Source organism: Vibrio viridaestus, assembly GCF_003856525.1.
GTDB classification, from domain to species: Bacteria; Pseudomonadota; Gammaproteobacteria; order Enterobacterales; family Vibrionaceae; genus Vibrio; species Vibrio viridaestus.
In genome coordinates this window covers 80167-106906 of sequence record NZ_RJVQ01000005.1, presented here as the reverse complement: position 1 = coordinate 106906, position 26740 = coordinate 80167, and the positions used below count along the sequence as shown (strand labels likewise).

The following is a 26740-nucleotide window of genomic DNA, read 5'->3' as shown; positions in this document are numbered from 1 at the left end:
TGACTTTATTGTTAATGAAATGAAAACTAGGGGTAAATCAAGTGTGATTTACGGGTGAAATAAGATTCACATTAAATGTAATTGAAGGGAATCAATCTATGACACATATTCTTTCCAAGAAAACTTCAGCTCTGGCACTAGCGACGCTCTGTTTTTCAGGTGCAACGCTTGCCGAACAAACACTTTCTGTTGTGGGAAGCTGGAGCAGTCTGCCGCTAGATAAACAGTTTGAAAAACCTTTTTGGACCGAGACACTGCCAGCCGATAGCAATAATGATTTTGCGGTGCAAATGACGACGCATGATCAGATGGGTATTGGTGGTGGAGACGTATTCCGCATGTTAGGCGACGGCGTGTTCGATGTCGGTATGACAGTCGCTGATTACGCTGTATCAGATGCACCGGCGTTAGAAGCATTGGATGTTCCATTGATTGCCACAACGGTTGATGAATTCAAGAAAGTTGTCGATGCAGCCCGCCCAATGGTTGACGAAATTTACGCTTCCACATTTAACTCGAAAGTATTGGCTATTGCGCCGTATCCACCGCAAGTTATTTTCTGTAAGGCGCCAGTCGAATCGCTGGATGACCTTGCGGGTAAGAAAATTCGTGCGTCTGGACGTATGACCGCTAAATTCCTTGAAGCGTTAGGAGCTCAGAGTGTGAACATCAGTTTCGGTGAAGTCCCAGGAGCGTTACAACGTGGCATTATCGACTGTGCAGTAACGGGCGCAGGTTCAGGCTACAGCGCTGGTTGGTGGGAAGTGACTTCTCATTTGGTTACTCTGCCGATTGGTGGGTGGGATCCTGTCGTAACAGCTATGAATATGGATAAGTGGAACGCTCTATCAAAAGAGCAGCAAGCGTTCTTACAAAAAGAAGTAACAACCAAGTTTGAAGAGCCAGTTTGGAAAGATGCGGCTGTCTCTGTTAAGGAAGATGTCGCGTGTCTGACTGGCAACGGTGAGTGTAGTAAAGGGGATACGCGTAATCTAAAACTGGTTGAACCATCAACCGCTGACAAAGAAAAAGCGCGTAAGATGGTCGAAGAGAAAGTTCTTCCTGATTGGTCTGACCGTGCTGGCGAAAAATGGACTAAAGAGTGGAATGACTCTGTAGGTCAGGTTGTTGGTTTGACAGCGAAAAAAGGCTAATCAATATGAACCTTATTATTACTATGTTAAAGCGTATTAATGATTGGGTTGCAATTATCGCCGGCATAGCACTGCTTGCCGGCGTGGGCCTCATCTGCGCTGAAATTTTAATGCGGGCCATGGGTGTTCACTTTACGGGTTCTGACGAAATTTCGGGTTACTTGATGGCATCGATCTCAAGTTGGGGCATCAGTTATGCACTCCTGAATCGCGCTCATGTTCGTATCGATATTTTACGGGATAAGACGAGCAAAAGTTTTCGTTGTGTCTTTGATTTAATTGCGATCGCATCTGTATCTTTTGTCGCTATTTATGTTGCGACCAAAGTGGTTTCCGTCATCGACAAAAGTCTTCGTTCGGGCGCATTAGCCAATACGGCACTCGAGACACCGTTGATCATTCCTCAGTCTATTTGGTTTGCTGGTTGGATCTGGTTTGCGATCTCTTCAACGCTTTTATTTTTAGTAGGTCTATCTTTATTTTTTACTCGTCGCTTTGATCAAGTAGATAGAGTCATTGGCACGGAGTCAGAAGTATGATTCTCTTTACCACGACCGGCCTATTAGGATTGCTCGCGTTGAGCATACCTGTGGGTATAGTTTTATTTCTTTTGGCATTTGGTATTGATCAGTTTTACAGCTTCTTTCCCTTAATGAGAGGGTTAGGACAAGTACTTTGGTCGTCTTCGAATCATGCGACTTTGATTGCAATACCATTATTTGTCTTGATTGGTGAGATACTGCTGCGCAGTGGCGTTGCAGAGCGCACCTACATGGCACTGAATAAATGGGTGGCCTGGCTTCCCGGTGGTTTGATTCACGCGAATATCGCTACATCGACCATGTTCTCTGCGACATCCGGATCATCGGTTGCAACGGCGGCAACGGTTGCTACCGTCGCAACGCCTCAGGCGACTAAGCTCGGGTACGACCAAAAACTATTTACTGGCTCTATTGCTGCCGGTGGTACGTTAGGGATTTTGATTCCACCTTCGATTAACTTGATCGTTTATGGATTTTTAACAGAAAGCTCAGTACCGAAACTGTTTCTTGCTGGCATCGTACCAGGATTAGGTATGGCATTAATGTTCATGCTTACAACTATCTTGTTGTGCGTTATCTGGCCAAAGCTGGGTGGTCCACGTCAATACAGTAGTTGGACAGAAAAGTTTAGCTCATTACCTCAGTTAGTTCCTATTCTGGTATTGCTGTTCAGTATCGTGGGTTCTATCTATCTTGGGTGGGCAACACCGACTGAAGCAGCGGCTGTCGGCGTTGTTTTTTCGCTATTGATTGCGGTATCCAATAAAAGCTATTCCAATTCGATGTTGGTCGATGCACTTAAAGGGACGATTAGAATCACCTCTATGATTATGTTGATCGTTCTTGGCGCCTATGTACTTAATTTTGCGATGACTGCGGCAGGGATTGGACGTGTACTACAGTCAACCATTGATGGTTTGGGACTCAGTCCGTTATCAACACTTCTTATTATCGTATTGATGTATGTAGTGTTGGGTTTCTTCATTGAAACACTATCACTTATGGTGGCAACCATTCCTATTGTTGTGCCAATCATTGTGCAAATGGGCTATGACAAAATCTGGTTTGGTATTTTGATGATTGTGCTGGTGGAGATGGCTCTGATTACGCCACCGGTAGGCCTTAATTTATACGTTGTTAACTCTTCCCGGAAGCAGGGAAAGATGAGCGATGTCATTCTGGGCAGCATGCCATATGTAGCTGTCATGATTTTGATGGTTATTCTCTTGATTGCGTTCCCAAGTATTTCTCTCTACCTACCGAATAATTTTTAAGGTGTATTATGGAATTTTTAGTAAACGGAAAGACAAAGCAGTTTGATGTTAAGAAGCTTATTGTAGCGGGTTGGACAGGGAGAAATATGAGTGCTGTTCAGGAACACATCGACGAGCTTGCAGAGTTAGGTGTTGCGCCTCCTTCGACTGTTCCATTGTTTTATCAGGTCGCTCAACAAATGTTGACTCAGCAAGATGAAGTTGAAGTACTCAGTAAAGGGACGTCTGGCGAAGTAGAACCTATTATTCTACGCGACGGTGAAGAGTATTTCTTTAGTATTGCTTCTGACCACACCGACCGTGAATTAGAAGCGTTTTCTGTTGCTCATTCTAAGCAGGTCTGTCCCAAGCCAGTTGCTGCTGAGGCGTGGTCATTTGAGGAAATAAAAGACCATATTGAGCAAATCGAACTCAAGTCTTGGTTAGATGAAGGTGAGGGTTGGACACTTTATCAGACTGGCACTCTTGTCTCTATCCGTCCATTAGTTGAGCTGATTGAAAAGTCGATATTACCTGAGGGTGGGGCGTTACTTTGTGGTACCTTCGCAGCGATTGGTGGGGTGCGTAGAACACCTAAATTTAAAATGGAAGCTTACGATCCTGTATTAGAAAGACGCATTACCAAAGAGTATGTCGCTACTGAGCTATCTGTGGTTGCGTAAGGAGTCGATATGACACAATACAGTTGGCAACGACGCGATACCGACCTGATCTCATTGTTCGAGAAGATTAGTGCTGATGATCCTGCTATTTTCACTGAATTATTTGACGCGACAAAACTTAGTCGAATCGAAGGGCCTCTCTCAGGGGCTCTGGTTTCGATTAAAGCCACGTTTGACGTAAAGGGATTTCATAGTTCTGGAGGCTCAAAACTACTGGGAATCGAGTCTGCAGATCAAGACGCGAAGGCGGTGGAAAGATTAACAGCGGCTGGAGCAACGCTAGTAGGTCATACAAATATGACAGAGCTTGCTTACTCGGGATTAGGTCTGAATCCTCACTTTGGAACTCCGGCCAATCCAATTGATGCGTTAACCATACCCGGTGGTTCAACGAGTGGTGGCGCAGTGTCTGTTGCGAAAGGTTTTGCTGATATCGCACTGGGCACTGATACGGGTGGTTCTTTACGCATACCCGCTGCTTTTTGTGGTCTAACAGGATTTAAGCCTTCTCAACAGAGTGTGAGTCGGATAGGTTGTTTACCGCTTTCGGATTCTTTGGATAGCGTCGGACCGATTGCTTCTTCAGTGCAAGAGTGTCGTATTGCCTGGGAAGTTTTATCAGGGCAGACGGTTAAAGATATTGCGACGGATAACATCAAATTTATCGTGCCGACGAATTTTGGATTTGATGGTATTGATGATGGTATTGCAGCGTTATTTAACGATGCTGTTACTAAAATTAAGCAAGCGGGTTTCGATGTTATATACGAGCATGTTGACTTATTAGAAACGTATAAGACTTTACCTGTGTGGCATTTTTCGGCTGTCGAGAGCAGACGTCACTATCGAACTCTTTTCGACTTAGAGAGTGATGAGCTTGATCCCCGAGTGCGATCAAGAATAAAGAAAGGTGAATCGGTTACTGACGACGAATTTGCCGTAAGCGTGGCGTTTAGAAATCAGCTTGTTTCTGAGTTCAGCCAGCAGTTCGCAAACAGTGTCTTACTGATGCCTACCGTCGCTATTCAGGCTCCGAGATTTGCTGACCTTGAAAGTGATGCCGATTATGATCGTATCAACTTGCTGTGCCTCAGAAACACCAGTGTGGCTAACGTCTTTGATGCATGCAGTATATCGCTACCTCACAAGGTACAAAGTGTAGTAGGTGGTGTATTGCTAACCATGCCAAATGGTAATGATGCTGCCTTATTGACTCTTGCAGAAACGTTACAATCTCATTTATAAAAAATGGCGACTTTCGTCGCCATTCTATTAAATTTCGAAGTTAACATTCCCTTCAGCCAGAAATGGCCAACGCAGTACCGTGGGCGATGGATTACCATCGTTACCAAAGAAATAACCAATTTGCGGGGTAGCAAATACTTTTGCGCCGCGATAGATCGCTTTATCGTGCAGACTGCTATGCGTTAATTTCGCTTCCCAAACGTCATCACTTTCCCAGCCGTCTGGAGTCAGTTCGACGCGAACTTCCGCCCCCACCGGATTGATCGAAGAGATTTCAAAAGGTAGTGATGCCTGGCTATTGTCCTTGTCTGAAAGCGTTATCTCGTGGCTACGTACGTAAAGCAAACCATCTTGTTGAGTTTCTTTCACCTCGGGCGGAAGAATAAAAGACGCACCGTTATCCCATCGTTTATTTTCTAGCTTCGCTTTGTAGATATTGACGTTACCGAGAAAATCAAAGACGAAGCGACTATTGGGTTTGGCATAAAGCTGAACCGGAGCATCCACTTGTTCAATTTTACCGTTGCTCATGACAACGACGCGGTCAGAAAGCTCAAGTGCTTCATCTTGATCGTGAGTCACAAAGACACTGGTGAAACCTAATTCATCATGCAGGCTTCTCAACCAACGGCGTAAGTCTTTGCGAACTTTTGCGTCGAGTGCACCAAAAGGTTCATCAAGGAGTAAAACTTCGGGTTCAGTAGCAAGAGCGCGAGCAAGTGCTATACGCTGCTTTTGACCACCAGAGAGTTGTTCTGGGTAGCGATTAGCAAGATGACCTAGTTGCACGGTTTCAAGTAATTGTTTCACTCGTTTTTTGATTTCAGCTTGGGATGGGCGTTTACGACGCTCCATAACCTGTAGTCCAAACGCCACATTGTCTGCCACTGTCATATGACGGAACAGCGCGTAATTTTGGAATACAAAACCGACACGACGATCGCGGACGTGTAAGTTCGTGACGTTGCGTTCACCGAAATGAATCTGTCCGCTATCGGCACCCTCCAGACCAGCGATGATGCGTAACAACGTCGTTTTACCTGAACCAGAAGGGCCTAACAAACCGATCATTTCACCATCTTTAATGTTGAGGTCTAACGGTGATAGGGCCTGAAATTTACCAAAGGTTTTTGAAATATTTTCTAAACGAATACTCATAGTTGTTACTTACTCATCGATATCGACAGATTTATTGCGCTCTTGGCGCCATTCAACAAACGCTTTTAAAACCAGCGTAATAAGAGCGAGAAAGGCCAGTAATGAAGCGCTGGCAAAGGCAGCTTCTGCCTGATAGTCCTGATACAACAGCTGAACATGTAACGGCAACGTATTGGTTTCTCCCCTGATATTACCGGAGACCACCGCTACAGCTCCAAATTCGCCAACAGCTCGTGCGTTGGTGAGGATGACACCATAAATCAGTGCCCACTTAATGTTGGGTAACGTTACACGACGAAACAGTTGCCACCATGAAGCACCCAGAATAACAGCGGCTTCTTCATCAGAACGTCCCTGTTGCTGCATGAGCGGGATTAGTTCTCTGGCGACAAATGGACTCGTAACAAAAACGGTAACTAACACTATACCTGGCCACGCGAACATGATTTGCAAGTTATGCTCGGATAAGATCTCTCCCAGCCAGCCACTTGACCCATAGAGCAAAAGGTAAAGAAGACCTGCGACCACAGGTGAGACAGCAAAAGGAATATCAATTAGGGTTATGAGGAACTTACGCCCCGGGAATTCAAAGCGCGTTACCGCCCACGACAGCATGACACCGAAAACCAGATTAATGGGTACCGTCAATAATGCTACAAAGAGGGTTAGACCAATAGCGTGTAGGGTGTCTGGGTCGGTTAAATTGCTTATGTATGTCGATAAACCACTGGCGAATGCCTGTTTAAAGATACTGATTAAGGGAATGACCAGTAGCAGACAGACCAATAGCAGGGCGAGAGTGATTAAACCCCATTTAACTAAAAAGCTGTCACCGACACGAGAAGGCTGATGAGATTTCATTATCGATTCCTTATCGTCCGTGAATGCGGCGCAGGTAATGACCTTGCCACAAGTTAATTATTAAAAGCAATGCAAGCGATGTCACCAGAACTACCGAAGCGATAGCACTAGCTCCGGGAAAGTCGAATTCCTGAAGCTTCACAAAGATCATTAATGACGTAATTTCACTGACATAAGGCATATTACCTGCGATGAAAATGACCGCACCGAATTCGCCCAGACTTCGAGTAAACGATAACGCTGTTCCCACCATCAGAGATGGCCAAAGTGATGGCATGATGATCCGCCAGAAAATGGCGCTATCAGACGCTCCCAGAGTCATGCCAGCTTCTTCTTCCTCATGAGAAAGTTCTTCTAAAACGGGTTGTACTGTCCTTACAACAAATGGAATGCTGGTAAATGCCATCGCGACAATAATGCCCAGAGGAGAATAGGCTACTTTGATTCCAATCGGTTCTAGGAGACTACCTATCCAACCACTCGATGAATAGAGTGTTGCTAGTGTAATACCTGCTACGGCTGTTGGCAGAGCAAAAGGGAGATCGACCAACGCATCTAAAATCCTTTTACCGGGAAAGTCATAGCGAACTAATACCCAAGCAAGTAGTAAGCCAAAACAAGCGTTAAACAAGGATGCTATCAAAGCGGATTGAACGGTGACTTTGTAACTCGCAACAAGGCGAGGATCGGTAATCATGAACCAGTATTCCGACCAAGTCATGCTGGACGTTTGCATGACTAGACCCGTTGCTGGAAGCAACAATACTAAACTGACAAACAGCAGAGAGACGCCAAGGCTAATACCAAATCCGGGCAAAACGCGTTTATGTTGAGGGCGACGGTTAGAAGAGGTCGTCGAATGAGACATAATAATTATACTCAGCTAAGTACTGAAAAGAGCAAATTAAAGCCGCAATATACCGATAAAGCGGCTTTGTTTGAAGAGCTTATTAACGGCGTTGTAATTGGTCCAATTTTGCACCACTGTTAAATTGCGTTTTCATCGCAGTATCCCAGTCACCAACAATCTGCTCAACAGTAAGAAGGTCGACTTGTGGGAATTTATCAGCAAATTCTGCTTTCACTTTTTCGTTGTGAACGCGATAGTTAAAACCTGCGAGTAGGCGCTGTGCTTTCTCACTGTAAAGATAGTTTAGGTACTCTTTAGATACGTCTAATGTATTGTGTTTCTTCGCATTCTTTTCAACGACGGCAACAGGGAACTCAGCCAGAATGGAAGTCTTAGGTACAATTACTTCGTACTTATCTTCACCGTATTGATGACGAATATTGTTTACTTCAGATTCGAATGTGATCAGGACGTCGCCAATCCCACGCTCCACAAAAGATGTGGTCGCACCACGACCGCCTGTATCAAATACCGCCACATTTTTAAGGAATGTTTTGAGGAAAGCGTCTTGTTTTGCTTCGTTCTCTTTACCAAACGTTTTTTGGGCATAGCCAAGCGCAGCTAGATAAGTGTATCTGCCGTTACCTGACGTTTTTGGGTTTGGAAATACCGATGCTACGTCATCCTTCGCCAAATCACCCCAATCGTGAATGTTTTTAGGATTACCTTTACGAACCAAGAAGGCGGTCGTTGAGTAATAGGGTGAGCTGTTGTTTGGCAATAATGTTTTCCAGTTTTCTGGAATTAAATTACCGCGGTCGTGAAGGATCTGAACGTCAGTCACCTGGTTAAAGGTAACTAAGTCAGCAGGCATCCCTTGTAAAATAGAACGTGCTTGAGCTGAAGAACCGGCATGAGACTGTTTGATTTCAATGGATTTGCCCGTTTCTTCTTTCCAATGCTCCGCGAAAATTGGGTTATATGCTGCGAATAGCTCTCTTGCAATATCGTAAGAAGCATTGAGGATAGTCTGGTCTGCAGCAGTAGCGTTGAGAGAACTACCTAAAAGCAATACACCCGACAATAGTGATTTTACAAACTTTACTTTCATCTTTTGAGGCTCCGATTCATTATCGACGTAGCGATGTTATAGCGCCTAGATTATGAGAAGTGATGATTATAATAAAGATAATCAATAGAACGTTTTGGAATAAATTTGAGCTAATAATTGTATCAAAATAAACATTTATCTTTATACTCGTTGTTTCTGAGTCCTAACTAAAATCCTATTGAGAGGTCTTGACGTGTCTGATTTTCCCACCATTGAATCGTATGTTGGTCACACTCCGTTAGTTCGTTTACAGCGACTTGTCGCAGATAACGGCAGCACCGTGTTGGTTAAGCTTGAAGGCAACAATCCTGCAGGTTCTGTAAAGGATAGGCCGGCACTCAATATGATTGTTCAGGCGGAGAAGAGAGGTGATATCAAACCCGGTGATACGATTATCGAGGCTACGAGTGGCAATACCGGTATTGCATTAGCGATGGCGGCAGCTATCAAGGGCTACAAAATGATTTTGATCATGCCTGACAACTCGACTCAAGAACGAAAAGATTCGATGAAAGCGTACGGAGCTGAGCTTATATTAGTGACGAAAGAGCAGGGGATGGAAGGCGCACGTGATCTCGCTATGCAAATGCAGTCAGAGGGCAAAGGCATCGTATTAGACCAATTTAATAATCCAGATAATCCCGAAGCTCATTATCTATCAACTGGACCTGAGATCTGGTCTCAGTCTCAACAGAAAGTGACGCATTTTGTATCCAGTATGGGAACCACGGGCACCATTATGGGTGTGTCTCGTTATTTGAAAGAACAAAACCCCGACATACAAATTGTTGGTCTTCAGCCAGCTGAAGGGAGTTCGATCCCGGGTATTCGCCGTTGGCCTAAAGAATATCTGCCTGGTATTTTTGATGAGACTCGAGTCGATAAAGTTGTCGATGTTGAGCAGACCGATGCAGAACAAACAGCGATTGCGCTGTCACATAATGAAGGTATTTGCGCTGGGGTAAGCTCTGGCGGTGCGGTATTTGCAGCATTAAACATCGCACAGAAAAATCCTGGAGCGGTTGTCGTTGCGATCGTGTGTGATAGAGGAGATCGTTATTTATCGTCAGGGTTGTTCTCCTAAATATAACTATTCTTATGCCAAAGAGAGCGTATGCTCTCTTTACTAATTACCTTTCGGAATAAATATTTTCGCCTCAATCTCAATTTATTCCCAATATCTCGTTTTATTTCAAAATCTATTCATAATAACGTGACTCAAGTCCTAACTTTGTTTTATTAATCCACTAAATGCGCATGGATTTTGTTTGATATTGTGATGTAAAAATTTCAAAATAAACCATAGGTGAACCCAATGTTTCATAAGACTGAGGTTTTATGGAGATCGAATGCTGTGAGCCATTTGTATATTCAGCAAGTCGCTAAGTTTGGTTGCTCTTTTGCGCAGTAGCTTACGAACTCTGGATGGATAGTAATACGAGTAGAAAACAATGGAATGGTCATATGAAGGCTCATACAGTGATGATAGAGAATGCCGAGCAGTCAGTAAGGGACTTGATTGCCGATTTGCTGGAAACATTTAGCGAGCAGATTCAGCAAGGTGATGCGCCGAAAATTCATATTGAATATTTTGGCGCGACATTTGAAGTGAATCTACTTGAGTTTAAAGGCATCGATTTGCATCGTTAATTAATTCAATAATCAGAGATTAATCAATACGCCAAATGTTGATTACAGCAAATGAAAATGTATTGAGAAAACTCACTGAGATTTGACGCAGAAATTCATTTAATATGTTATAACATACCAATATTTCTTCAAGTTCAGGATTATTGCGTGTTCTCAAGGTGTTTTTTTAAGTGTTGTTCTGCATTAGTTCTTGTTGCCAGTCTGTCTTTTTCTACTGGAATTGCCGCGCATCCACATTCTTGGATCGACATGAAAACCTATGTCAAAGGGGATGATAAGCAGTTAACCGGATTTAATATGATCTGGAGTTTTGACCCGATGACAACGGCTTATTTGTTTGACGGTGAAGACATGTCTCCTAAACATAGAGAAGCAACGTTAAAGAAATTAGCGGCATCCGTTATCGAAAATATGATGACCACGCATTACTTTACTTTCTTTTATGACGGGAAAACCCCGATTCGCTATGAAAAAGTCCACAAAGCAACATTAACTGAGAGTAAAGGTAAAGCGACACTTGAGTTCGAGTTAGACCTCGCAAAACCCTATCCTTATAACGGGCACCCACTTCAATTACGCATTTTTGATCCTACGTATTATGTTGATATGTCTTGGAAAACAAAAGCCGATGTGATTCTAGATGCCGACGTACAATCACATTGTACCGGAAAACTTAAGCAGCCTAATCCTACCCCGGCACAAGTTAGTTACGCATTATCAATTCCACCTGATGCCGATCCAGACAATACGCTCGGTCAGTTGTTCACTCAAACGTTTTATATAACGTGCAAATCTTAACTACCTCGGTATTACAAGGACGTTTATGTTCTCTCAACAAAAAGAAGCCTCAGCGCAACATCATCATTCAGGAGATTCAGTTCAAATAGCTGCTCCTTCCTCTTCTCATCTTGGTAGCGTTTTACCTTGGCTTATTGTTGTCCTTTGTCTTTCAGGTATTGGTATTTTGCTTTGGTACCAATGGCCAACCATTTTAATGACAAGTGTTGAATGGCAACGTAATATTATCAATCAAATGAGTAGCTTGCTGTACACCGCTCATCACAGTAATCATGCGATGCAGCTTCTTATGGAAATCAGTTTTCTCTATGGTATTTTCCATTCCATCGGCCCGGGTCATGGCAAGGTCGTTGTGAGCACTTATCTCGCAACGCATAAGACCAAGGTGAAAGCGGGCTTAATTATTACTGCAATAGCATCATTAGTGCAGGCATTAACGGCGATCATTTTGGTCAGTGTCTTTCTATTTGTATTTCACGAAACGATGCACAAGCTAAACGGTACAGTTGAGCATTTTTTCAAGGCAAGTGCCATCGGTGTAATGATTCTTGGGTTTTATATGGTGTTGCAATCGGTGCGACAGTTTTATCATAAAGAACATGACCATCATGACCATCATGACCATCATGACCATCATGACCATCATGACCATCATGACCATCATGACCATCACGATGAACATCATATTCACAGTGACAGTTGTGGTTGTGGACATAAACATTTGGCTGGTGCAGAAGAACTGAATAACGCTTCAAGTCTGAAAGAGTATTTAGCACTGATATTCAGTATTGGTATGCGTCCATGTACTGGTGCTATTTTAATTTTGTTTTTCGCGCATCTTGCTGACAAATATTGGGTTGGCGTAGCAAGTGCGGTTCTTATGGCGGTGGGAACGACATTTACCACGTCTAGTATTGCATTAATGACGGTTTCGGGACGTAAGTTGGTGCGTTTTTATCTGGCTGAGCGGTCCAATGGATTACCCTATCTTTCCCTATCTTTACGAATTTTCGCAGGCGCGGTTATGATTCTTTTTGGACTACTTTTGGTAAACCAAGCGGGTTTTGGGATGTCACCCGTTTTTTCAATTAAGTAACTTAGTGCATAGGGTTTTTACCGAGTGAGATTGATTTGCTATCATAGCTCTGGCATTAACCCTTTGAATCGAGATCCCGTTGTATGAGATTAGATAGTAGATTGTCACGAGTGCTACATATATTGCTACATATGGTGCGCAGTGAAACGCCTTTAACGTCAGAGTATGTTGCGAATATGCTAGGTACCAATCCGGTTGTTATTCGCAGAACGATGGCAGGCCTTCGTGATAACGGTTACGTGCAGTCGGAGAAGGGACATGGAGGCGGTTGGCGACTTGCCTGTGATTTACGAAAGGTAACGCTATTAGACATTTACCGGGCTGTAGGAGAGCCAAAGATATTCTCCATTGGATTCGACAACGATAAACCCAATTGTATCGTCGAAAAGGCGGTTAATACCTCATTGAAAGATGTCCTCCAAGAAGCGGAAGAACTTTTCATTCGTCGATTAGCGGAAATTACCTTAGCTGATCTTAGTGAAGAATTTTTGGCCCAATATCCCCATAAGTAAAATCCCCTTTGTAAATTGAGGTTGTTTCCTTAGATTCTATAATGTATCTTTTGAAGTTACATATATAGGTACGGAAAAAAACTGTGAGTGAAATCGTAACTCCTCAAATTTTACATGCATTGTGGGTATGCCTGGTTATCGCTATTGCGTCTGCTAGTGTATCGATGACCATTACTCAAACTGAGTTATTTGTTCCAGTGAGAGCTTTCACCGAAAAGCTCGGACATATGACTGGTTATTTGTTCAAGTGCTTCTACTGCATGAATCATTGGGTGGTCATCGCTGGTATGGTTTGCTACCATCCAAGAGTCATTGTGAGTGATTACATCCTGGTCGACTGGATAGTATCAACATTCTTTACTATTACATTAAGCTCATACATCAGTGGGTTTATGTTTAAAGTATTTTTGACAGCAATGGCCAAGAAGCAGAAAGAACAGGAAATGCATCAGGCTAAGTCTCAGTCTCAACAGTAGCCTTATCACTTACCAAGAAGGTAATGGATATAATCAAGCTCAGTTAAAATTCCATAGTATTCTCCATTTTTAGTGATAATGACGGGGAATAACGAATTCTGACTTTTGACTAGTGTTGTTAATGAGTGAAGGTCAAGGCTTGATTCTGCAGTGTGAAGCTTGGTATTCATGAACGAATTGACCGGTTTTTGCCAGACACGTGCTTCTCTTTCTGTTTCCAAATCGGTTCCCATGCTTGGGGTTAATTGCAGATTTAAAACGTTTCTATCCACTAAGCCGACACAGACTTTGTCGACGATGACTGGTAAGACCGATATCTCTGGTGTTTTCAGGTATTCATTTGCGAGTGACAGCTTGTCACCAGAATGAAGACGAGGAAGACCGCGGCTGGCGATTTCACCTACCGATAATTTCACATCAGAGTGCTTATCTGAAGGTTTCTGAACTGAGTTTTGGTTAAGTAAAATGGCTTGGATAACATGCCGGACGTTATCGTTTAATGCGTCTATTTCGTGGCTTTTTACCGGTAATGTAAAGACACTGCCCTGTAAGTAATCCACATCTAAAAAGGTTAATAATCTTGCCTGCTCGAGATCATTAATCCCCTCTACAATCAACTTGACATCAAGGTCATGGCACAGTTTTGCTAGCAGGCGAATAACTTGATAATACTCGGCGTCTTCATGGAATTTCTGATAGAAGCGGTCATCAACACGAAGATAATTAAACTTTTCTGCCGCAAGGCGACTTGCCAGATCAAAGCCGGGTGATAAATCCGCTAGTGATATTTGAATGCCATGCTGCAAAAGTTTATGTAGTTGCTCCGCGTACTTATTTGAATCGATCGAATCCCTGACGGGATTGATATCAACATGCAGGCGATGACTATCGAATTTATTTTGTTCAGTGAGCAGGTTTAGGCAGTCAAAGAGTTCTGCGAAGTCCTGTCGCGTGTTCGCAGAGATATTCACATTGAGAAATAAGTCTGAACGCTCAATGTATTGCCCTAATTCAGCTAGTGCTTTTTGATAGGTTAATAAGTCAAGTTCAGAGATCAGATTCAGATCTTCGCATACGCTAATCAGTTCTCTGGTTGTAGTTTCTAGTGCTGGCTCGATGGGAAAACGACTTAGTGCTTCATAACCCTCTATTCTCCAGGTACGGCAGCTGACAATTGGTTGATAAACTACGTTGACCTTATTATTTTCGATAGATGAACGGGCAAATTCTTCGAGCAATATTTGACGACGCACCGTAAATTGAACCTGATTATCGAAAAAGCGTAACCGTGCTTTTTTACTGGCAGAATTAGATGACTGTTCCATGCAGGCTTGAATGGCATGAGAGACTGCAGTATGTATATTGTGACTATCAATATGTAATATCGAAATACCGACTGGACTTGCGCTTAACACGGGCTCAAAAGTTGGGTTTCGTTTCTTTAGTTTACTCAGCAACGATGAAATCGTTTGATGAATGGTACGAACTTTGTTTTGATAGCCAATGGGACGAGCTATGTATATGAGGCAAATTTTATTTTGTAATAGTGTAGCGTGAGAGACAAGCTTATTGCGTTCAAATGCTTTGAAATAGGGAAGGGGGGACTCACCTTCGCTCAAAGTGAGTCGACATGCGACAATAATGGACAGGTGGTTATAATACAGTTCGTTAGTAAAAGACTGGACTCTTTCAACGAATTGATTTTGTGATAAAAAATTGAGATGCTTTTTACTCATACTAGTCTGTCACACATTGCCGATACTATAAAAACTAACATACGATGCTCAAAACGTCGAAGCAAGTTGTCTTATTGTGGCAGAGAGACTTTTGTGTGATAAGCGACTTTTTACTACCTTGATGATGAAATGAATTTCAAAACGATACTGACATTCGGTAAAGCCGATGATTGAATCTTTCCCATGGCAATGGGTATTATTGGGCAGTGCTATTATTGCGGCGTTCTTGCGTTGTCATCGGTTTTCCGTTGGAATGTTGGCATTGTTTCTCTTGAGTGCGTTAGTTCAGGAATACCTCTCCCTCGTAGGACTGATTGCTTTTGTTGTTCTCTCTTTCAACTCCTACACCTTAGGAAATCGTACGGCGCCTTTGCCAAAGCTACAACTTACTCTGCTCATCTGCGGTGGGCTTTTACTCGTACTGCATCAAATGCCTGGATTCAATAACCCATTGGTACTGGATGACGTAACGAAAAGCAGTAACAGTGTCCCTTTTTCTCTCTACTTCAATGCAGATAAGCCATTAGTCTTTTTTCTAATCGTTTGGGCATTTCCGAACTTATTAAGTCGTACTAAGCGCAGTTCCTCTATCGGTATCTCGGCTGGTATCGGAATTGCGTTTATCGTCCTACCAGCCGCAATGATATCCGGCTTTCTGGATTGGTCCCCAGCACTTCCATCGTGGTGGTGGATTTTCGCATTTAACAATTTGCTCTTCACCTGTGTTTCGGAAGAAGTGATTTTTCGAGGTTTACTACAAAAGAAGTTATGTGACTATAAAGGGACGAAAATAGGCATTGTAGTGTCGAGTATTGTATTTGGTGTGGTTCACTTTATGGGTGGTTGGCCATTAGTGTTATTTGCTTCTATAGCTGGTCTTGGATATGGCTTAGCCTATTGTTATTCACAACGATTGTGGATGGCAGTGTTGCTTCACTTCCTTGTCAACGTAAGCCATTTGATTCTATTTACTTATCCATTGAAGCTTTAATCTTTAATATGAAACTAGTATTTTTAGGTATTTCTAATGTAACTAATTGTTTTCCTAAAGTTTGTATAGCATATGCCGATAGCTTAGTTCATGATGGAAATTTGTGTTATTTGCAAACCTAGAGCTATAGTTAATTTAGTTGGTCAGCAGCTCAATATGATAAGTGGTTACGCTCTCTAATGCATAATGTAGCGTCACAGACAAAGGAAGATAACTATGTTTTTTAATCGTTCGTTGGTTAAAGAAATCGAAAGCTTAAAGAAAGAATTACATTACAGCCAACAGATAATGAAAGATCTTGAGAGTGACATGCTCAGAGTTACACTCGATGCAAAAGGTGTAATCACCTCGACTAATAAAGCGTTTTGCGAAGAGCTTGAATTCAAATTTGGTGAGCTAGACGGCAAGCAATTTCTTGATCTGGTTCCCGAATATGCCCAGAACACACCTCATTTTGCCAATCTGAAGAAAGCGCTGTCAACACATGAGCACTGGATCGGTGCAGTTCAGATTATCAAAGGCGATAAGCATGAAGGTTGGTTACGCTCTATCGTACAGCCTATCGAAGACATGAACGGAAAGCTTGAGTACATCATTATCTATGCGAGTGAGCTGACTCGTACCATTGCTGAATCACGTGAACAACAAGATATGATTAACGCGATGATGCGCTCCGCGGCAATCATCGAATTTAATCTCGATGGTACCATTCGTAAAGCGAATGAAAACTTTCTGGGAGCAATGGGTTACAAGCAAGAAGAAATTAAAGGTAAACATCACCGTATGTTCTGTGAGTCTGAGTTAGTGAATTCTTCCGAATATGATGCTTTTTGGAAAAAATTAGGACGCGGTGAATACGTTAGTGGCCGTTTCAAGCGAATTGACAAATATGGTAACGTCGCTTGGCTAGAAGCGTCCTACAACCCGGTTCATGACGATTTTGGCAAACTTTATAAAGTCATTAAATTTGCAACTGTTATTACGGATGAAGTCAACCGAGAACAAGCAATTTCGGAAGCCGCCAATATTGCTTATGATATTTCTCAGGAAACCGACGATTTCGCTGAAAATGGGCAGCAGGTTATTCGTGATACGATTAAAACGATGGAATCTTTGTCAGAGCAGATGAATAAAGCCAGTGATGGCATTCAGCAACTTGATCAGTTATCGAAACAGGTAGGTCAACTTGTTACTAGTATTAGTAGTATTGCGGAGCAAACGAACTTACTCGCACTGAATGCAGCAATTGAAGCAGCGCGTGCAGGGGATCAAGGACGTGGTTTTGCTGTGGTTGCAGATGAAGTTCGTAATTTGGCCTCCAGCACGTCTAAAACTACGGCTGAAATTGTCGAGGTGGTGACTAAAAACCAAGAATTAACAGCAAACGCCGTCAGTCTCATTAATGGTGGACATGACAAGGCCGAAGATGGTCTCCGCTTGTCTAATGAAGCCGGCGCAGTTATTAACCAAATCCAGCAGGGTGCGAAACGTGTAGTGGATGCGGTTGGGCAATTTACCAACAAATTATAAGCAGACAGAATTGAGACAAAAACGCCAGCATTTGTGCTGGCGTTTTTGTCGTTTATTTCGGCGGATGGTGCTCTATCCAATGATGGGCAATGTCTTCACGTTTTGCGATCCATACATCATCAAAGCTCTGAATATAATCGAGAAATTTCTTCAAAGCAGTAAAGCGCGCGGGTTTGCCCAGAATTCGACAGTGCATACCAATCGACATCATCTTAGGCGTGACTTTCCCTTCCTCATAGAGACAATCAAATGCATCTTTCAGATATTGAAAGAACTCTTCACCGTGACTGAATCCATAAGGCGAAGCAAATCGCATGTCGTTGGTATCTAAAGTATAAGGGATGACCAGGTGGGGCTTTTGCTCACCATTATTCTCGCTGTCATCAACCATCATCCAAAATGGAAGATCATCACCATAGTAGTCAGAGTCGTAAAGAAGATGATCTTGCTCGGCCACTAACTGACGCGTATTCGGTGAGTCACGCCCGGTATACCAACCAAGTGGCTTTTTACCTAGCAGGCGTTCAAGTATCGCTAGCGCTTCTTGCATATGAGCTCGTTCTTGCTCGATAGGCATATCCTGATAATGAATCCATTTCAGGCCGTGACAGACCACTTCATAATCGTTTTTCAAGATGGTTTCGACTAAGTCTGGATTGCGCTCTAGAGCGGTAGCAATGCCAAAAATAGTCAGGGGCAAACCACGTTTTTCGAATTCACTAATAATTCGCCATACACCTGCTCTCGAACCGTATTCGTACAGCGATTCCATACTCATATGGCGATCTTTATAGGCTTCAGCACCGAACATTTCGGATAGAAAGGTTTCTGAATGCTTATCCCCGTGGAGGACACAATTTTCGCCACCTTCTTCATAATTCAAAACAAATTGTACAGCGATGCGGGCGTTGCCGGGCCACTTTACGTCGGGTAACCTGGTACGTCCGTAGCCAGTGTAATCACGAGGATTGTTCATATCCATATTCATATTCATTATTCCTTTCGAAGACGTTGTTATCGATTCCAGTGTTGGTAACGGCCGATAAACGGCTTACTGATTGGTTCGGCGTATTGGCCTTTTTTAGAGGTCGTCAAATTAAGCTGATACAAAGATTCGCTGAGCTTTATTGCCGCGCATACCCCATCAATAACGGGAACACCCAATTCATCGGTGAGTTGCTGGGCTAAATTTGCCATTCCAGCACATCCTAAAATAATGGATTCAGCCCCATCGACCTCGATTGCTTTTATGCAGTCAGCCTTTAGGGTGTTGTATGTGTCAGCCGTTATGTTTTCGAGATCTAAGACTGGAATGTCACTGGCAAGTACACTGGCACAGTAATGTTCATATCCGTATTTTTTAAGAAGATGGTGACTCATTGGAATCGTGCGGCACATGGTTGTAACGATACTAAAGCGAGAAGAGATCAGGGTCGCTAATTTAAATGCGGCCTCTGCGATACCGATAACGGGAGCACGAGCGACTTCTCTTGCGGCCTCTAATCCAGGATCGCCAAAGCAGGCGATAATATGCGCATCAACGCCTTCTTCTTCTCCCATTTGCACCACATCAAGCATAGCAGCACAAGCCACGGCTTCATCAAAAGCACATTCAATACTTTTCGGTCCGTGTTCAGGAGAACGAGCAACCACAATACTGGACGGGTGGGCGACTGATTTGGCCACACGAGCCATCGCCTCGGTCATTCCTGTCGATGTATTGGGATTAATCAGATTTATAATCATAGAATTCCTCAGTTGTTCTTATTCGGAAAAGATACGATGAAAATCGAGCTCGTCACTTTGCTCCTTCTCAATGTTAAGAGAGGACTTAATGTGTATCAGATGATGTTTCATCCAAGATTGAGCTTTCACAGTATCTCCGGTATCGAGAATATTGATGAAATCAGTGTGGTCACCACAATCGCAGCTCACGCTGTTCTTAGAACCGTAGGCCGCTATGACAAGAGAAGAGCGGTAACAAAGCTGCTCAACAAAGCTTGCTAATATTTGGTTGCCTGCTAATTGAGCCAGTTCGTAATGAAACTTCGCTGTGAGTTGGATAGATTCTGCAAGATCATTGTTTAAATCTGCCTGCTTCTCTCTATCTACCATATTTCGGAAGCGTTCTGACTGTTCTAGATTCCAATTTAAAATTAGATCTGGGACGAGCTGAGGTTCAATCAGAATCCGGCTATCGAACACTTCTTTGGCTTCTTTTTCACTTGGGTTATTAACTTGAGCCCCTTTGTTTGGCTGGATAAGAACAAAGTGCTCAATAGCCAAACGCTGTAGGACTTTGCGGATGCCAGTTCGACTGACATTAAATGCTTCAGACAATTTATCTTCTGGAAGGCGAGCTCCGGGTGGCAATTGGTGCTCGACAATAGCTTTCAGCATTTTGCGATAGATTTTTTCATCATTAGACATCGATACACTCTTTACTACTTAATGAGGTTATTTATTGTATACAAATATGGCAAGCAAAATGTATACCATCTAAATTTCGTGCTAGTGGCCTAGAGTAGCGTATATTTCATCCAGATTGTGCACAAATGTTGTGAAACATTGCACATCATTGGTGATTAATGGAACATGACCAATTCCATATATACAGGTAAAGCCAGTTAAAACAACGATTCTTACGACTTGGCATGATGCTCGCATACAGTTTGATTGGTTAATTGTATACAATATGCGACTAAGGAGAGTCGATATGAAAAAAGGATTACCTCAGAGCCCTAAGCTGAGCAATCAGGATTTGCTCCCGGATCAGGAACAGAAATGGGGCTGGTATAGCATTTTCGCATTTTGGATGTCGGACGTACACAGTGTCGGAGGTTATGTTTTCGCCGCCAGCTTGTTTGCATTAGGTCTGAACGGAATAGAAGTCTTTATCTGTTTATTAGCAGGAATCTCGATTGTCATGGTATTCGCTAACTTAATGGGTAAACCAGGACAAAAAGCGGGCGTGCCTTTTCCTGTTGTCGCTCGAATGGCGTTCGGTGTTTTTGGTGCCAATATTCCAGCCGTTATCCGTGGTCTGATTGCTGTTGTGTGGTATGGAATACAAACTTATCTTGCTTCCAGTTCTTTCATCATTTTGCTTTTATACTTTTCACCAGAAATGGAAAGCTTAGCTAACGATAGTTTCCTTGGTCTGTCTTATCTTGGCTGGGTTGGTTTTGTATCTATGTGGGTTATTCAGGGCATTGTATTCATGTTTGGTATGGATATGATTCGCCGTGTTATCGACTGGTCAGGTCCGGCTATTTATATCGCGATGGCCGCATTGTGTATCTACATGATTGATAGAGCAGGGTGGGACAACATCAGCTTTAATCTGGGAAGCCAATCTTTAGAAGGATGGGACATCGTCGTTCAGATGCTAATAGCCATTGCTTTAGTGGCGGGTTACTTCGCTGGACCAACTCTGAATTTTAGTGACTTTTCACGTTATTGTGGCTCTTATAAGCAGCTTAAGTTCGGCAACTTGCTTGGGCTACCGTTTAACTTTGTGCTTTTCTCATTTTTTGCTGTGGTCATCGTTTCGGCATCGATTCCAGTCTTCGGTGATATGATTGTTGACCCTGTTGAAACTGTAAAACGGTTAGATTCTGGATTGATTACCGTACTGGGCGCGCTCACTTTTATCTTTGCAACGGTTGGCATCAATATCGTGGCAAACTTCGTCGCCCCCGCGTTTGATTTTTCAAATGTCTCGCCGCAAAAGATCAGTTTTAAAGTTGGTGGGTTTATTGCCGCTTTTGGTTCTGTTTTGTTAACCCCATGGAATTTGTTTAATAATCCAGAAGTGATTCATTATACCGTAGATGTTCTAGCGGCGATGATCGGGCCTCTTTATGGCATTATTATCGTAGACTATTTCTTGATAAAGAAAGGTAAGATCGATGTTCCATCACTATACACTGAGTCGCCAGATGGTTTGTACTGGTACGAAAACGGTGTGAACAAAAAGAGTGTGTATGCACTAGTACTCGCAGGTCTTAGTGCAATTATAGCGACGTTCTTTTTTACGGAATTAGCCAATTACGCTCTGTTTATTGGTGGTGGTGTAGCCGCCGCGTCATATCGGTTTATGATGGAGTCTGAGCGCGTCAGTTTGGATGCATTATCACCCGTGAAACAAAAGTAACACGAGATAACGATTACCCACCACAGTGCATCATTGTGGTGGGGAGTTGCACCAAATAAGATCATTAGCTATGTTTTGGTCGAGGTTATTCCAAGACCATCGTAGTCAGGAATTGCGTTATTATTGTTCCTGCTCAGTAAGTTATATTTTTTTACCTATAGTTGGAGCGATCGTTGCAAATAAATTTGTGATTGTTTCAATCGTTTCTTAACTTGATAGGGAAATTTCGATGAGAATTACTAAATTAATGACATTGGTTGCAGCAACTGCTGCTTTGGTGACGGGGATTTCAAGCGCATCGGCAAACCAGCTTGATACCATTAAGGAAAGAGGTGTACTGAAAGTTGCGGTTCCTCAGGATTTTCCTCCATTTGGTTCAGTCGGTACCGATATGCAGCCACAGGGATATGATATCGACATGGCAAAATATCTTGCTAAAGAGATGAATGTGAAGGTGGAACTGGTTCCGGTGACGAGCGCAAACCGAATCCCTTATCTGCAGACAAAAAAAGTAGATTTAGTTATCTCAAGTATGGGTAAAAATGCAGAACGTGAAAAAGCGATCGATTTCAGTGAAGCATATGCACCATTTTTCCTTGGTGTATTTGGTACTGAAGACGAAAAAGTATCTAAACCTGAAGACCTAGCAGATAAAACTGTAGGTGTGACACGCGGTTCGGTTGAAGATATTGAGCTAAGCAAACTGGCACCAAAAAGTGCAGAAATCAAACGTTTTGAAGATAACAACGCAACATTATCTTCTTTCCTTTCGGGTCAGATGGATTTGATCGCAACAGGTAACTTAGTGGTGACTGAAATTGCTACACGTTACCCAAGTAAAGCACCACAAACAAAATTCATGCTGAAAAATTCACCTTGTTACGTTGGTGTGATGAAAGGCGAATCTGAGCTAGTTAGTGAAGTAAACAAACTGATTGAGAAAGCAAAATCGAATGGTGTTTTAGAGCAGTTTTCACAGAAATGGTTGAAAGCGCCTTTCCCTAAAGATCTTGGTGCATAAGGATATATTAATGAGTTACCAGCTAGATTTTACTGGCTTGGTTCCTTACCTGCCACAGTTTGTGGCAGGTTTATGGACCACCATTGAATTAACCGTGATTTCTACCGTAGCCGGTTTAGTGGTAGGTACATTATGTGCGGCAGGGAGAAGCAGCACCCATTCTTCACTACGTCTTCTGTGTGCGACTTATATTGAGATCACAAGAAATACCCCATTTATTGTTCAGCTTTTCTTTATCTTTTTTGGTTTACCCGCGATTGGCGCTAAGTTGACTGCGTGGGAAGCCGGTTTTATTGCGATGGTCTTTAATCTTGGTGCGTACAGCGCAGAGATCATTCGTGCAGGCATCGAAGCGACGCCCAAAGGTCAGTGGGAAGCGGGCAAGACTTTAGGTCTGACCAAACGACAAATTTTCACTCATATCGTTTTACCTCCGGCTTATCAGCGAGTGTATCCGGCTTTGGTAAGTCAATGCATTATCGTGATGTTGGGATCAGCTGTTGTTTCACAGATTTCGGTCGAAGAGCTGACGTTTGCTGCGAACTTTGTACAGTCGAGAACGTTTCTGAGCTTTGAATCTTATGCGGTTACTGCTCTGATTTATCTGGTATTGGCGATTGCCATGCGACAAATCTTCGCTTTCATTAAATCGCGTGTTTTCAAGAACCCAGCGTTGTAGGAGAAACCAATTATGATGCAATTTACTGACTGGGATATCCTACGAAATTTATTGATGGCAGCCCGCTGGACGGTGCTTCTGTCGTTGATTGCCTTCTTCGGTGGAGGTTTGGTGGGATTAGTACTGACACTACTGAGAAGTACCAAGAATCTGAGTCTTGGCAAGTTTATTCAAGTCTATGTTGAATTATTTCAAGGCACACCTCTATTGATGCAGCTTTTTATGGCGTTTTTTGGTCTGTCTTTATTAGGCGTCGACGTAAGTGCATGGTCCGCGGCGATTCTAGCACTCACATTGTACAGCAGTGCCTATTTTCATGATATTTGGCGTGGGTGTATTGATGCTCTACCAAAAGGTCAATGGGAAGCATGCCGTACGCTAGGACTTAATTACATTCAGACAATGCGGTATGTCATTGTTCCCCAGGCTTATCGCATTGCTATTGCGCCGACCATCGGATTTTCCGTTCAGATAGTGAAAGGAACCGCATTGGCTTCAATTATAGGATTTGTGGAGCTGACTAAAGCTGGAACAATGCTTAATAACGCAACCTTCCAGCCATTTAAAGTGTTTGCCATGGTAGCGGCACTGTATTTTGTGATTTGTTTCCCGTTGTCGTTACTCGCTCGTTATTTGGAGAAGAAAACTCATGTCTCTCGTTAGTGTTGATCAAGTACATAAATATTATGGTGAGAACCATGTATTAAAAGGAGTCGATCTAAAAATAGGGGCAGGAGAAGTTGTCTCGATTATTGGTCGAAGTGGTTCAGGCAAGAGCACACTTTTGCGCTGTATGAATGGTTTGGAAAACTATCAGGAAGGTGCAATCATTGTTGATAGCCAAGCTGTGGAAGATGATGATTTTAAATTACGCCAATTAAGTCGCAGCGTTGGTATGGTATTCCAGAGTTTTAATTTGTTCCCTCATATGACAGTTGGCGACAATGTGATGCTTGCACCGCGATTAGTTTTAAAGAAGAACGATAAAGAGTGTGAATTACTTGCGAGAGAGCTCTTAGAGAAAGTGGGACTGGCGGATAAGTTTGATGCATACCCAGCGAACCTTTCTGGTGGTCAGCAGCAGCGTGTTGCTATCGCCCGTTCACTTGCTATGAATCCCAAAGTCTTGCTTTGTGATGAAATAACTTCGGCTCTTGATCCAGAACTAGTTGGTGAAGTACTTAAAGTACTGGAGCAGCTAAAACAAGAAGGCATGACCCTTATTCTCGTTACGCATGAGATGAATTTTGCGCGCGAAGTCGGTGATCGTGTGATATTTATGAACCAAGGTAAGGTATGGGAGTCTGGTCCAAGCGAAGAGATCATGTCTAATCCACAAACAGAGGAATTGAAAAGCTTTTTGTCTGCTGTTAAGTAGATAGCGAGCTCATTGAGAAGCGCATATGACAAACAATAGTTCACTCAGTTCACGTATCACAAAACACTACTCCAGCCTAACGGACGGTAACCGACGTATTGCTGATTTCTTGCAGGTAAACCCTGAGAAATTACTCATGATGTCGACCAGTGAAATCGCTGAAACCTGTCAGGTATCGAAGACAAGCGTTAGCCGTTTTATCCGTAAACTCGGGTACGAAGACCATGTGGCGCTGAGAAATGAACTAATGTCAGAGCGTGATAAAGGTAATCCGGTCATTACATCTGAATTACACGATAGTGGCTTCAGTCAGGACGTGATTGCCTTAGAAAAACTATGGTCGCAACTTGCAGAGGGGCAAGGTGACAAAGTCGTGGAAAAACTCATCACAGCAAAACGCGTGAAAATTATCGGTTATCGAAACAGTTATCCATTAGCCATGCACTTTCGTCAACAGTTAACTCAGTGTCGCGAAAACGTTGAGCTATTACCTCTGCCTGGCCAGACGATTGGTGAAGATCTGAGTTTGATTAATGATGATGACTTCGTCATTCTGTTCGGGATTAGGCGTCGCGTTGCTAATTTCCAGCAAATTGTAGAATTTCTAAAACCTTATGATTGTCTGCTTATCACCGATCAATCGGGTCAAAAATACGCATCAGACGTAAAGCAGGTATTTGTATGTTACATGAATAATGACCTGCCGTTAGACAGCTACTCTGTTCCAATGAGCTTAGTGTCTTATTTTGTCAATCAAACATTTTTCCATTTGAAAGAACGAGCCTCCAACATCAGTAGCACGATCAGTTCAAACTATCGTCAGCTTGGTGAATTGGAGTAAGGGAACGTATGAGTGTTATTAGTAAAGTAAAAAAAGAGTGGTTTTTGTTGGGGCTCGTTGGCGCCATTCTACTCGCAACGGTCAGTGAGTCTGTAGGTAAAACCGATGGGTTAATACATCTAGATAAATTGACTGGAATTGGTATCGCGATTGTCTTTTTTCTCCATGGCTTGGGCTTGTCGCCTGCTGCCATCAAAGCTGGTATTAGTAACTGGCGTCTTCATATCTATATTCAGTGTGCCACCTTTTTAATTTATCCCATTTTATGGCTGCTGTTAGGAAATGCCTTTCTTGCAATTATGCCTACCGCGCTGGCGTTTGGCTTCTGCTATTTATTTGTTTTACCAAGTACCATCTCATCGTCTGTTGCGATGACAAGTGTCGGCAAAGGGAATGTACCGGGTGCGATTTTCAACGCGTCACTATCGAGTATTCTCGGTGTATTTATAACTCCGCTATTTATTCAGCTGTTTATGGGTTTTGAGGGTGTTCAGCTTGATCTCATGGGGTCAGTAATTTCAATCTCAAAACTATTATTGGTTCCAATGATCGCAGGTCAAATACTGCGTCCTTTACTTGTTGGGTTTACCGAGCGCCACAAATCGGTTGTGAATAAAATCGATAAATATGTGATTATTCTGATTGTCTATAACGCTTTCTGCGACTCGGTTGCGAACCATATTTGGAGTGACTTTTCTATTGGTATGCTGGCGCTGTGCATTGCTATTTGCTGCGTTGTATTACTGATTATGGTTCATTCGATTCAGTGGGGAGCACGTAAAGTCGGCTTTGAAAGAGAGAATGAAGTGGCAGCGGTGTTCTGCGGTACTAAGAAGACGTTAGCTGCCGGTGTGCCGATGGCAAAAGTCATTTTTGGCGCCGATCCGAATCTCGGTATGATTTTACTGCCTATCATGCTCTATCACCCAATCCAAATTTTCTATTGCGCGATTCTAGCCAACCGTTACGCCGCTCAACAGCCGACTAGAGCTAGTGCATCGGAAGCATAAGGAGAAGTC

Annotated in this window: 28 protein-coding genes; 20 read left to right on the top strand and 8 right to left on the bottom strand. The window is 42.9% G+C overall.

Annotated elements, in window-relative coordinates; all coding sequences use genetic code 11:
* The first annotated feature begins 98 nt into the window (after positions 1-98).
* The 5 genes from EES38_RS12800 to EES38_RS12780 are packed head-to-tail and all read left to right on the top strand — an operon-like array spanning position 99 to position 4877.
* Positions 99-1154 (top strand): TRAP transporter substrate-binding protein, encoded by a 1056-nt coding sequence (locus EES38_RS12800; protein ID WP_124937599.1) that lies wholly within the window; start codon positions 99-101, stop codon positions 1152-1154.
* Between the two features lie 5 nt (positions 1155-1159).
* Positions 1160-1693 carry a TRAP transporter small permease subunit gene (locus EES38_RS12795; RefSeq protein ID WP_124937598.1) on the top strand — a complete coding sequence of 178 codons (534 nt, stop codon included), beginning with the start codon at positions 1160-1162 and terminating at the stop codon, positions 1691-1693.
* Positions 1690-2970 carry a TRAP transporter large permease gene (locus tag EES38_RS12790; RefSeq protein WP_124937597.1) on the top strand — a complete coding sequence of 427 codons (1281 nt, stop codon included), beginning with the start codon at positions 1690-1692 and terminating at the stop codon, positions 2968-2970. Before EES38_RS12795 ends, EES38_RS12790 begins: the two co-directional genes overlap by 4 nt.
* 8 nt (positions 2971-2978) lie before the next feature.
* Entirely contained in the window at positions 2979-3632 is a 654-nt protein-coding gene (locus EES38_RS12785) for a DUF2848 domain-containing protein (RefSeq protein ID WP_124937596.1), read from the top strand.
* A gap of 9 nt (positions 3633-3641) precedes the next feature.
* Positions 3642-4877: an amidase family protein gene (locus EES38_RS12780; RefSeq protein ID WP_124937595.1), complete on the top strand. Its 1236-nt coding sequence runs from the start codon at positions 3642-3644 to the stop codon at positions 4875-4877.
* A 27-nt stretch (positions 4878-4904) separates the two neighbouring features.
* Here EES38_RS12780 and EES38_RS12775 read toward each other — a convergent pair whose 3' ends face one another.
* The 4 genes from EES38_RS12775 to cysP all read right to left on the bottom strand — a co-directional run bounded on the left by EES38_RS12775 (position 4905) and on the right by cysP (position 8857).
* The gene (locus tag EES38_RS12775) at positions 4905-6035 is read right to left on the bottom strand and encodes a sulfate/molybdate ABC transporter ATP-binding protein (protein WP_124937594.1); all 1131 of its coding nucleotides are present in this window, start codon (positions 6033-6035) and stop codon (positions 4905-4907) included.
* Between the two features lie 9 nt (positions 6036-6044).
* Positions 6045-6896, bottom strand: coding sequence for a sulfate ABC transporter permease subunit CysW (gene cysW, locus EES38_RS12770; RefSeq protein WP_124937593.1), 852 nt, complete (start codon positions 6894-6896; stop codon positions 6045-6047).
* A 10-nt stretch (positions 6897-6906) separates the two neighbouring features.
* A complete protein-coding gene (gene cysT, locus EES38_RS12765) occupies positions 6907-7764 on the bottom strand; it encodes a sulfate ABC transporter permease subunit CysT (protein ID WP_124937592.1) in 858 nt (285 codons plus the stop codon).
* Positions 7765-7846: 82 nt separating this feature from the next.
* Positions 7847-8857, bottom strand: a complete 1011-nt coding sequence (cysP, locus tag EES38_RS12760; protein WP_124937591.1) for a thiosulfate ABC transporter substrate-binding protein CysP — start codon at positions 8855-8857, stop codon at positions 7847-7849.
* 193 nt (positions 8858-9050) lie between these two features.
* Between cysP and cysM the strand changes: the two genes are divergently transcribed.
* From cysM to EES38_RS12730, 6 genes are all read left to right on the top strand, one after another.
* The gene (gene cysM, locus EES38_RS12755) at positions 9051-9941 is read left to right on the top strand and encodes a cysteine synthase CysM (protein ID WP_124937590.1); all 891 of its coding nucleotides are present in this window, start codon (positions 9051-9053) and stop codon (positions 9939-9941) included.
* Between the two features lie 380 nt (positions 9942-10321).
* On the top strand, positions 10322-10507 hold the full coding sequence (locus EES38_RS12750) for a hypothetical protein (RefSeq protein ID WP_124937589.1): 186 nt from the start codon (positions 10322-10324) through the stop codon (positions 10505-10507).
* A 147-nt stretch (positions 10508-10654) separates the two neighbouring features.
* A complete protein-coding gene (locus EES38_RS12745) occupies positions 10655-11305 on the top strand; it encodes a DUF1007 family protein (RefSeq protein WP_243694192.1) in 651 nt (216 codons plus the stop codon).
* Between the two features lie 25 nt (positions 11306-11330).
* A complete protein-coding gene (locus EES38_RS12740; protein ID WP_208020441.1) occupies positions 11331-12401 on the top strand; it encodes a nickel/cobalt transporter in 1071 nt (356 codons plus the stop codon).
* A gap of 83 nt (positions 12402-12484) precedes the next feature.
* Complete coding sequence (locus EES38_RS12735) at positions 12485-12913, top strand: Rrf2 family transcriptional regulator (RefSeq protein ID WP_124937587.1); 429 nt, start codon at positions 12485-12487, stop codon at positions 12911-12913.
* Between the two features lie 83 nt (positions 12914-12996).
* The gene (locus tag EES38_RS12730) at positions 12997-13389 is read left to right on the top strand and encodes a DUF1360 domain-containing protein (RefSeq protein ID WP_124937586.1); all 393 of its coding nucleotides are present in this window, start codon (positions 12997-12999) and stop codon (positions 13387-13389) included.
* 5 nt (positions 13390-13394) lie between these two features.
* Here EES38_RS12730 and EES38_RS12725 read toward each other — a convergent pair whose 3' ends face one another.
* A complete protein-coding gene (locus EES38_RS12725) occupies positions 13395-15125 on the bottom strand; it encodes an EAL domain-containing protein (RefSeq protein WP_124937585.1) in 1731 nt (576 codons plus the stop codon).
* Positions 15126-15291: 166 nt separating this feature from the next.
* Here EES38_RS12725 and EES38_RS12720 point away from each other — a divergent pair, with 166 nt between their 5' ends.
* Both EES38_RS12720 and EES38_RS12715 read left to right on the top strand, forming a co-directional pair.
* Entirely contained in the window at positions 15292-16116 is an 825-nt protein-coding gene (locus tag EES38_RS12720) for a CPBP family intramembrane glutamic endopeptidase (RefSeq protein ID WP_124937584.1), read from the top strand.
* A gap of 216 nt (positions 16117-16332) precedes the next feature.
* Complete coding sequence (locus EES38_RS12715; protein WP_124937583.1) at positions 16333-17646, top strand: methyl-accepting chemotaxis protein; 1314 nt, start codon at positions 16333-16335, stop codon at positions 17644-17646.
* A gap of 52 nt (positions 17647-17698) precedes the next feature.
* On the opposite strand, the gene puuE is transcribed toward EES38_RS12715, so the two are convergent.
* The 3 genes from puuE to EES38_RS12700 are packed head-to-tail and all read right to left on the bottom strand — an operon-like array spanning position 17699 to position 20076.
* The gene (puuE, locus tag EES38_RS12710; RefSeq protein ID WP_124937796.1) at positions 17699-18628 is read right to left on the bottom strand and encodes an allantoinase PuuE; all 930 of its coding nucleotides are present in this window, start codon (positions 18626-18628) and stop codon (positions 17699-17701) included.
* 32 nt (positions 18629-18660) lie between these two features.
* Positions 18661-19392 (bottom strand): aspartate/glutamate racemase family protein, encoded by a 732-nt coding sequence (locus EES38_RS12705; protein ID WP_124937582.1) that lies wholly within the window; start codon positions 19390-19392, stop codon positions 18661-18663.
* An 18-nt stretch (positions 19393-19410) separates the two neighbouring features.
* Entirely contained in the window at positions 19411-20076 is a 666-nt protein-coding gene (locus tag EES38_RS12700; RefSeq protein WP_124937581.1) for a GntR family transcriptional regulator, read from the bottom strand.
* A 286-nt stretch (positions 20077-20362) separates the two neighbouring features.
* Here EES38_RS12700 and EES38_RS12695 point away from each other — a divergent pair, with 286 nt between their 5' ends.
* The 7 genes from EES38_RS12695 to EES38_RS12665 all read left to right on the top strand — a co-directional run bounded on the left by EES38_RS12695 (position 20363) and on the right by EES38_RS12665 (position 26731).
* Complete coding sequence (locus EES38_RS12695) at positions 20363-21802, top strand: NCS1 family nucleobase:cation symporter-1 (RefSeq protein ID WP_124937580.1); 1440 nt, start codon at positions 20363-20365, stop codon at positions 21800-21802.
* 229 nt (positions 21803-22031) lie between these two features.
* Complete coding sequence (locus EES38_RS12690; RefSeq protein ID WP_124937579.1) at positions 22032-22823, top strand: transporter substrate-binding domain-containing protein; 792 nt, start codon at positions 22032-22034, stop codon at positions 22821-22823.
* 10 nt (positions 22824-22833) lie between these two features.
* Entirely contained in the window at positions 22834-23502 is a 669-nt protein-coding gene (locus EES38_RS12685; RefSeq protein WP_124937578.1) for an amino acid ABC transporter permease, read from the top strand.
* Positions 23503-23514: 12 nt separating this feature from the next.
* Positions 23515-24165, top strand: a complete 651-nt coding sequence (locus EES38_RS12680) for an amino acid ABC transporter permease (protein WP_124937577.1) — start codon at positions 23515-23517, stop codon at positions 24163-24165.
* Positions 24152-24880, top strand: coding sequence for an amino acid ABC transporter ATP-binding protein (locus EES38_RS12675; protein ID WP_124937576.1), 729 nt, complete (start codon positions 24152-24154; stop codon positions 24878-24880). The genes EES38_RS12680 and EES38_RS12675 overlap by 14 nt, the downstream gene beginning before the upstream one ends.
* Before the next feature lie 25 nt (positions 24881-24905).
* Positions 24906-25721, top strand: coding sequence for a MurR/RpiR family transcriptional regulator (locus EES38_RS12670; protein WP_124937575.1), 816 nt, complete (start codon positions 24906-24908; stop codon positions 25719-25721).
* 8 nt (positions 25722-25729) lie between these two features.
* On the top strand, positions 25730-26731 hold the full coding sequence (locus tag EES38_RS12665; protein ID WP_124937574.1) for a bile acid:sodium symporter family protein: 1002 nt from the start codon (positions 25730-25732) through the stop codon (positions 26729-26731).
* The last annotated feature ends 9 nt before the right edge of the window (positions 26732-26740 follow it).

What these genes read in the sequence shown, in the direction of transcription:
- EES38_RS12800 (WP_124937599.1), top strand. Translation starts at nt 99, where the DNA reads ATGACACATATTCTTTCCAAGAAAACTTCAGCTCTGGCACTAGCGACG.
- EES38_RS12795 (WP_124937598.1), top strand. Translation starts at nt 1,160, where the DNA reads ATGAACCTTATTATTACTATGTTAAAGCGTATTAATGATTGGGTTGCA.
- EES38_RS12790 (WP_124937597.1), top strand. Translation starts at nt 1,690, where the DNA reads ATGATTCTCTTTACCACGACCGGCCTATTAGGATTGCTCGCGTTGAGC.
- EES38_RS12785 (WP_124937596.1), top strand. Translation starts at nt 2,979, where the DNA reads ATGGAATTTTTAGTAAACGGAAAGACAAAGCAGTTTGATGTTAAGAAG.
- EES38_RS12780 (WP_124937595.1), top strand. Translation starts at nt 3,642, where the DNA reads ATGACACAATACAGTTGGCAACGACGCGATACCGACCTGATCTCATTG.
- EES38_RS12775 (WP_124937594.1), bottom strand. Translation starts at nt 6,035, where the DNA reads ATGAGTATTCGTTTAGAAAATATTTCAAAAACCTTTGGTAAATTTCAG.
- cysW (WP_124937593.1), bottom strand. Translation starts at nt 6,896, where the DNA reads ATGAAATCTCATCAGCCTTCTCGTGTCGGTGACAGCTTTTTAGTTAAA.
- cysT (WP_124937592.1), bottom strand. Translation starts at nt 7,764, where the DNA reads ATGTCTCATTCGACGACCTCTTCTAACCGTCGCCCTCAACATAAACGC.
- cysP (WP_124937591.1), bottom strand. Translation starts at nt 8,857, where the DNA reads ATGAAAGTAAAGTTTGTAAAATCACTATTGTCGGGTGTATTGCTTTTA.
- EES38_RS12750 (WP_124937589.1), top strand. Translation starts at nt 10,322, where the DNA reads ATGAAGGCTCATACAGTGATGATAGAGAATGCCGAGCAGTCAGTAAGG.
- EES38_RS12740 (WP_208020441.1), top strand. Translation starts at nt 11,331, where the DNA reads ATGTTCTCTCAACAAAAAGAAGCCTCAGCGCAACATCATCATTCAGGA.
- EES38_RS12735 (WP_124937587.1), top strand. Translation starts at nt 12,485, where the DNA reads ATGAGATTAGATAGTAGATTGTCACGAGTGCTACATATATTGCTACAT.
- EES38_RS12725 (WP_124937585.1), bottom strand. Translation starts at nt 15,125, where the DNA reads ATGAGTAAAAAGCATCTCAATTTTTTATCACAAAATCAATTCGTTGAA.
- EES38_RS12720 (WP_124937584.1), top strand. Translation starts at nt 15,292, where the DNA reads ATGATTGAATCTTTCCCATGGCAATGGGTATTATTGGGCAGTGCTATT.
- EES38_RS12715 (WP_124937583.1), top strand. Translation starts at nt 16,333, where the DNA reads ATGTTTTTTAATCGTTCGTTGGTTAAAGAAATCGAAAGCTTAAAGAAA.
- puuE (WP_124937796.1), bottom strand. Translation starts at nt 18,628, where the DNA reads ATGGATATGAACAATCCTCGTGATTACACTGGCTACGGACGTACCAGG.
- EES38_RS12705 (WP_124937582.1), bottom strand. Translation starts at nt 19,392, where the DNA reads ATGATTATAAATCTGATTAATCCCAATACATCGACAGGAATGACCGAG.
- EES38_RS12700 (WP_124937581.1), bottom strand. Translation starts at nt 20,076, where the DNA reads ATGTCTAATGATGAAAAAATCTATCGCAAAATGCTGAAAGCTATTGTC.
- EES38_RS12695 (WP_124937580.1), top strand. Translation starts at nt 20,363, where the DNA reads ATGAAAAAAGGATTACCTCAGAGCCCTAAGCTGAGCAATCAGGATTTG.
- EES38_RS12690 (WP_124937579.1), top strand. Translation starts at nt 22,032, where the DNA reads ATGAGAATTACTAAATTAATGACATTGGTTGCAGCAACTGCTGCTTTG.
- EES38_RS12685 (WP_124937578.1), top strand. Translation starts at nt 22,834, where the DNA reads ATGAGTTACCAGCTAGATTTTACTGGCTTGGTTCCTTACCTGCCACAG.
- EES38_RS12680 (WP_124937577.1), top strand. Translation starts at nt 23,515, where the DNA reads ATGATGCAATTTACTGACTGGGATATCCTACGAAATTTATTGATGGCA.
- EES38_RS12675 (WP_124937576.1), top strand. Translation starts at nt 24,152, where the DNA reads ATGTCTCTCGTTAGTGTTGATCAAGTACATAAATATTATGGTGAGAAC.
- EES38_RS12670 (WP_124937575.1), top strand. Translation starts at nt 24,906, where the DNA reads ATGACAAACAATAGTTCACTCAGTTCACGTATCACAAAACACTACTCC.
- EES38_RS12665 (WP_124937574.1), top strand. Translation starts at nt 25,730, where the DNA reads ATGAGTGTTATTAGTAAAGTAAAAAAAGAGTGGTTTTTGTTGGGGCTC.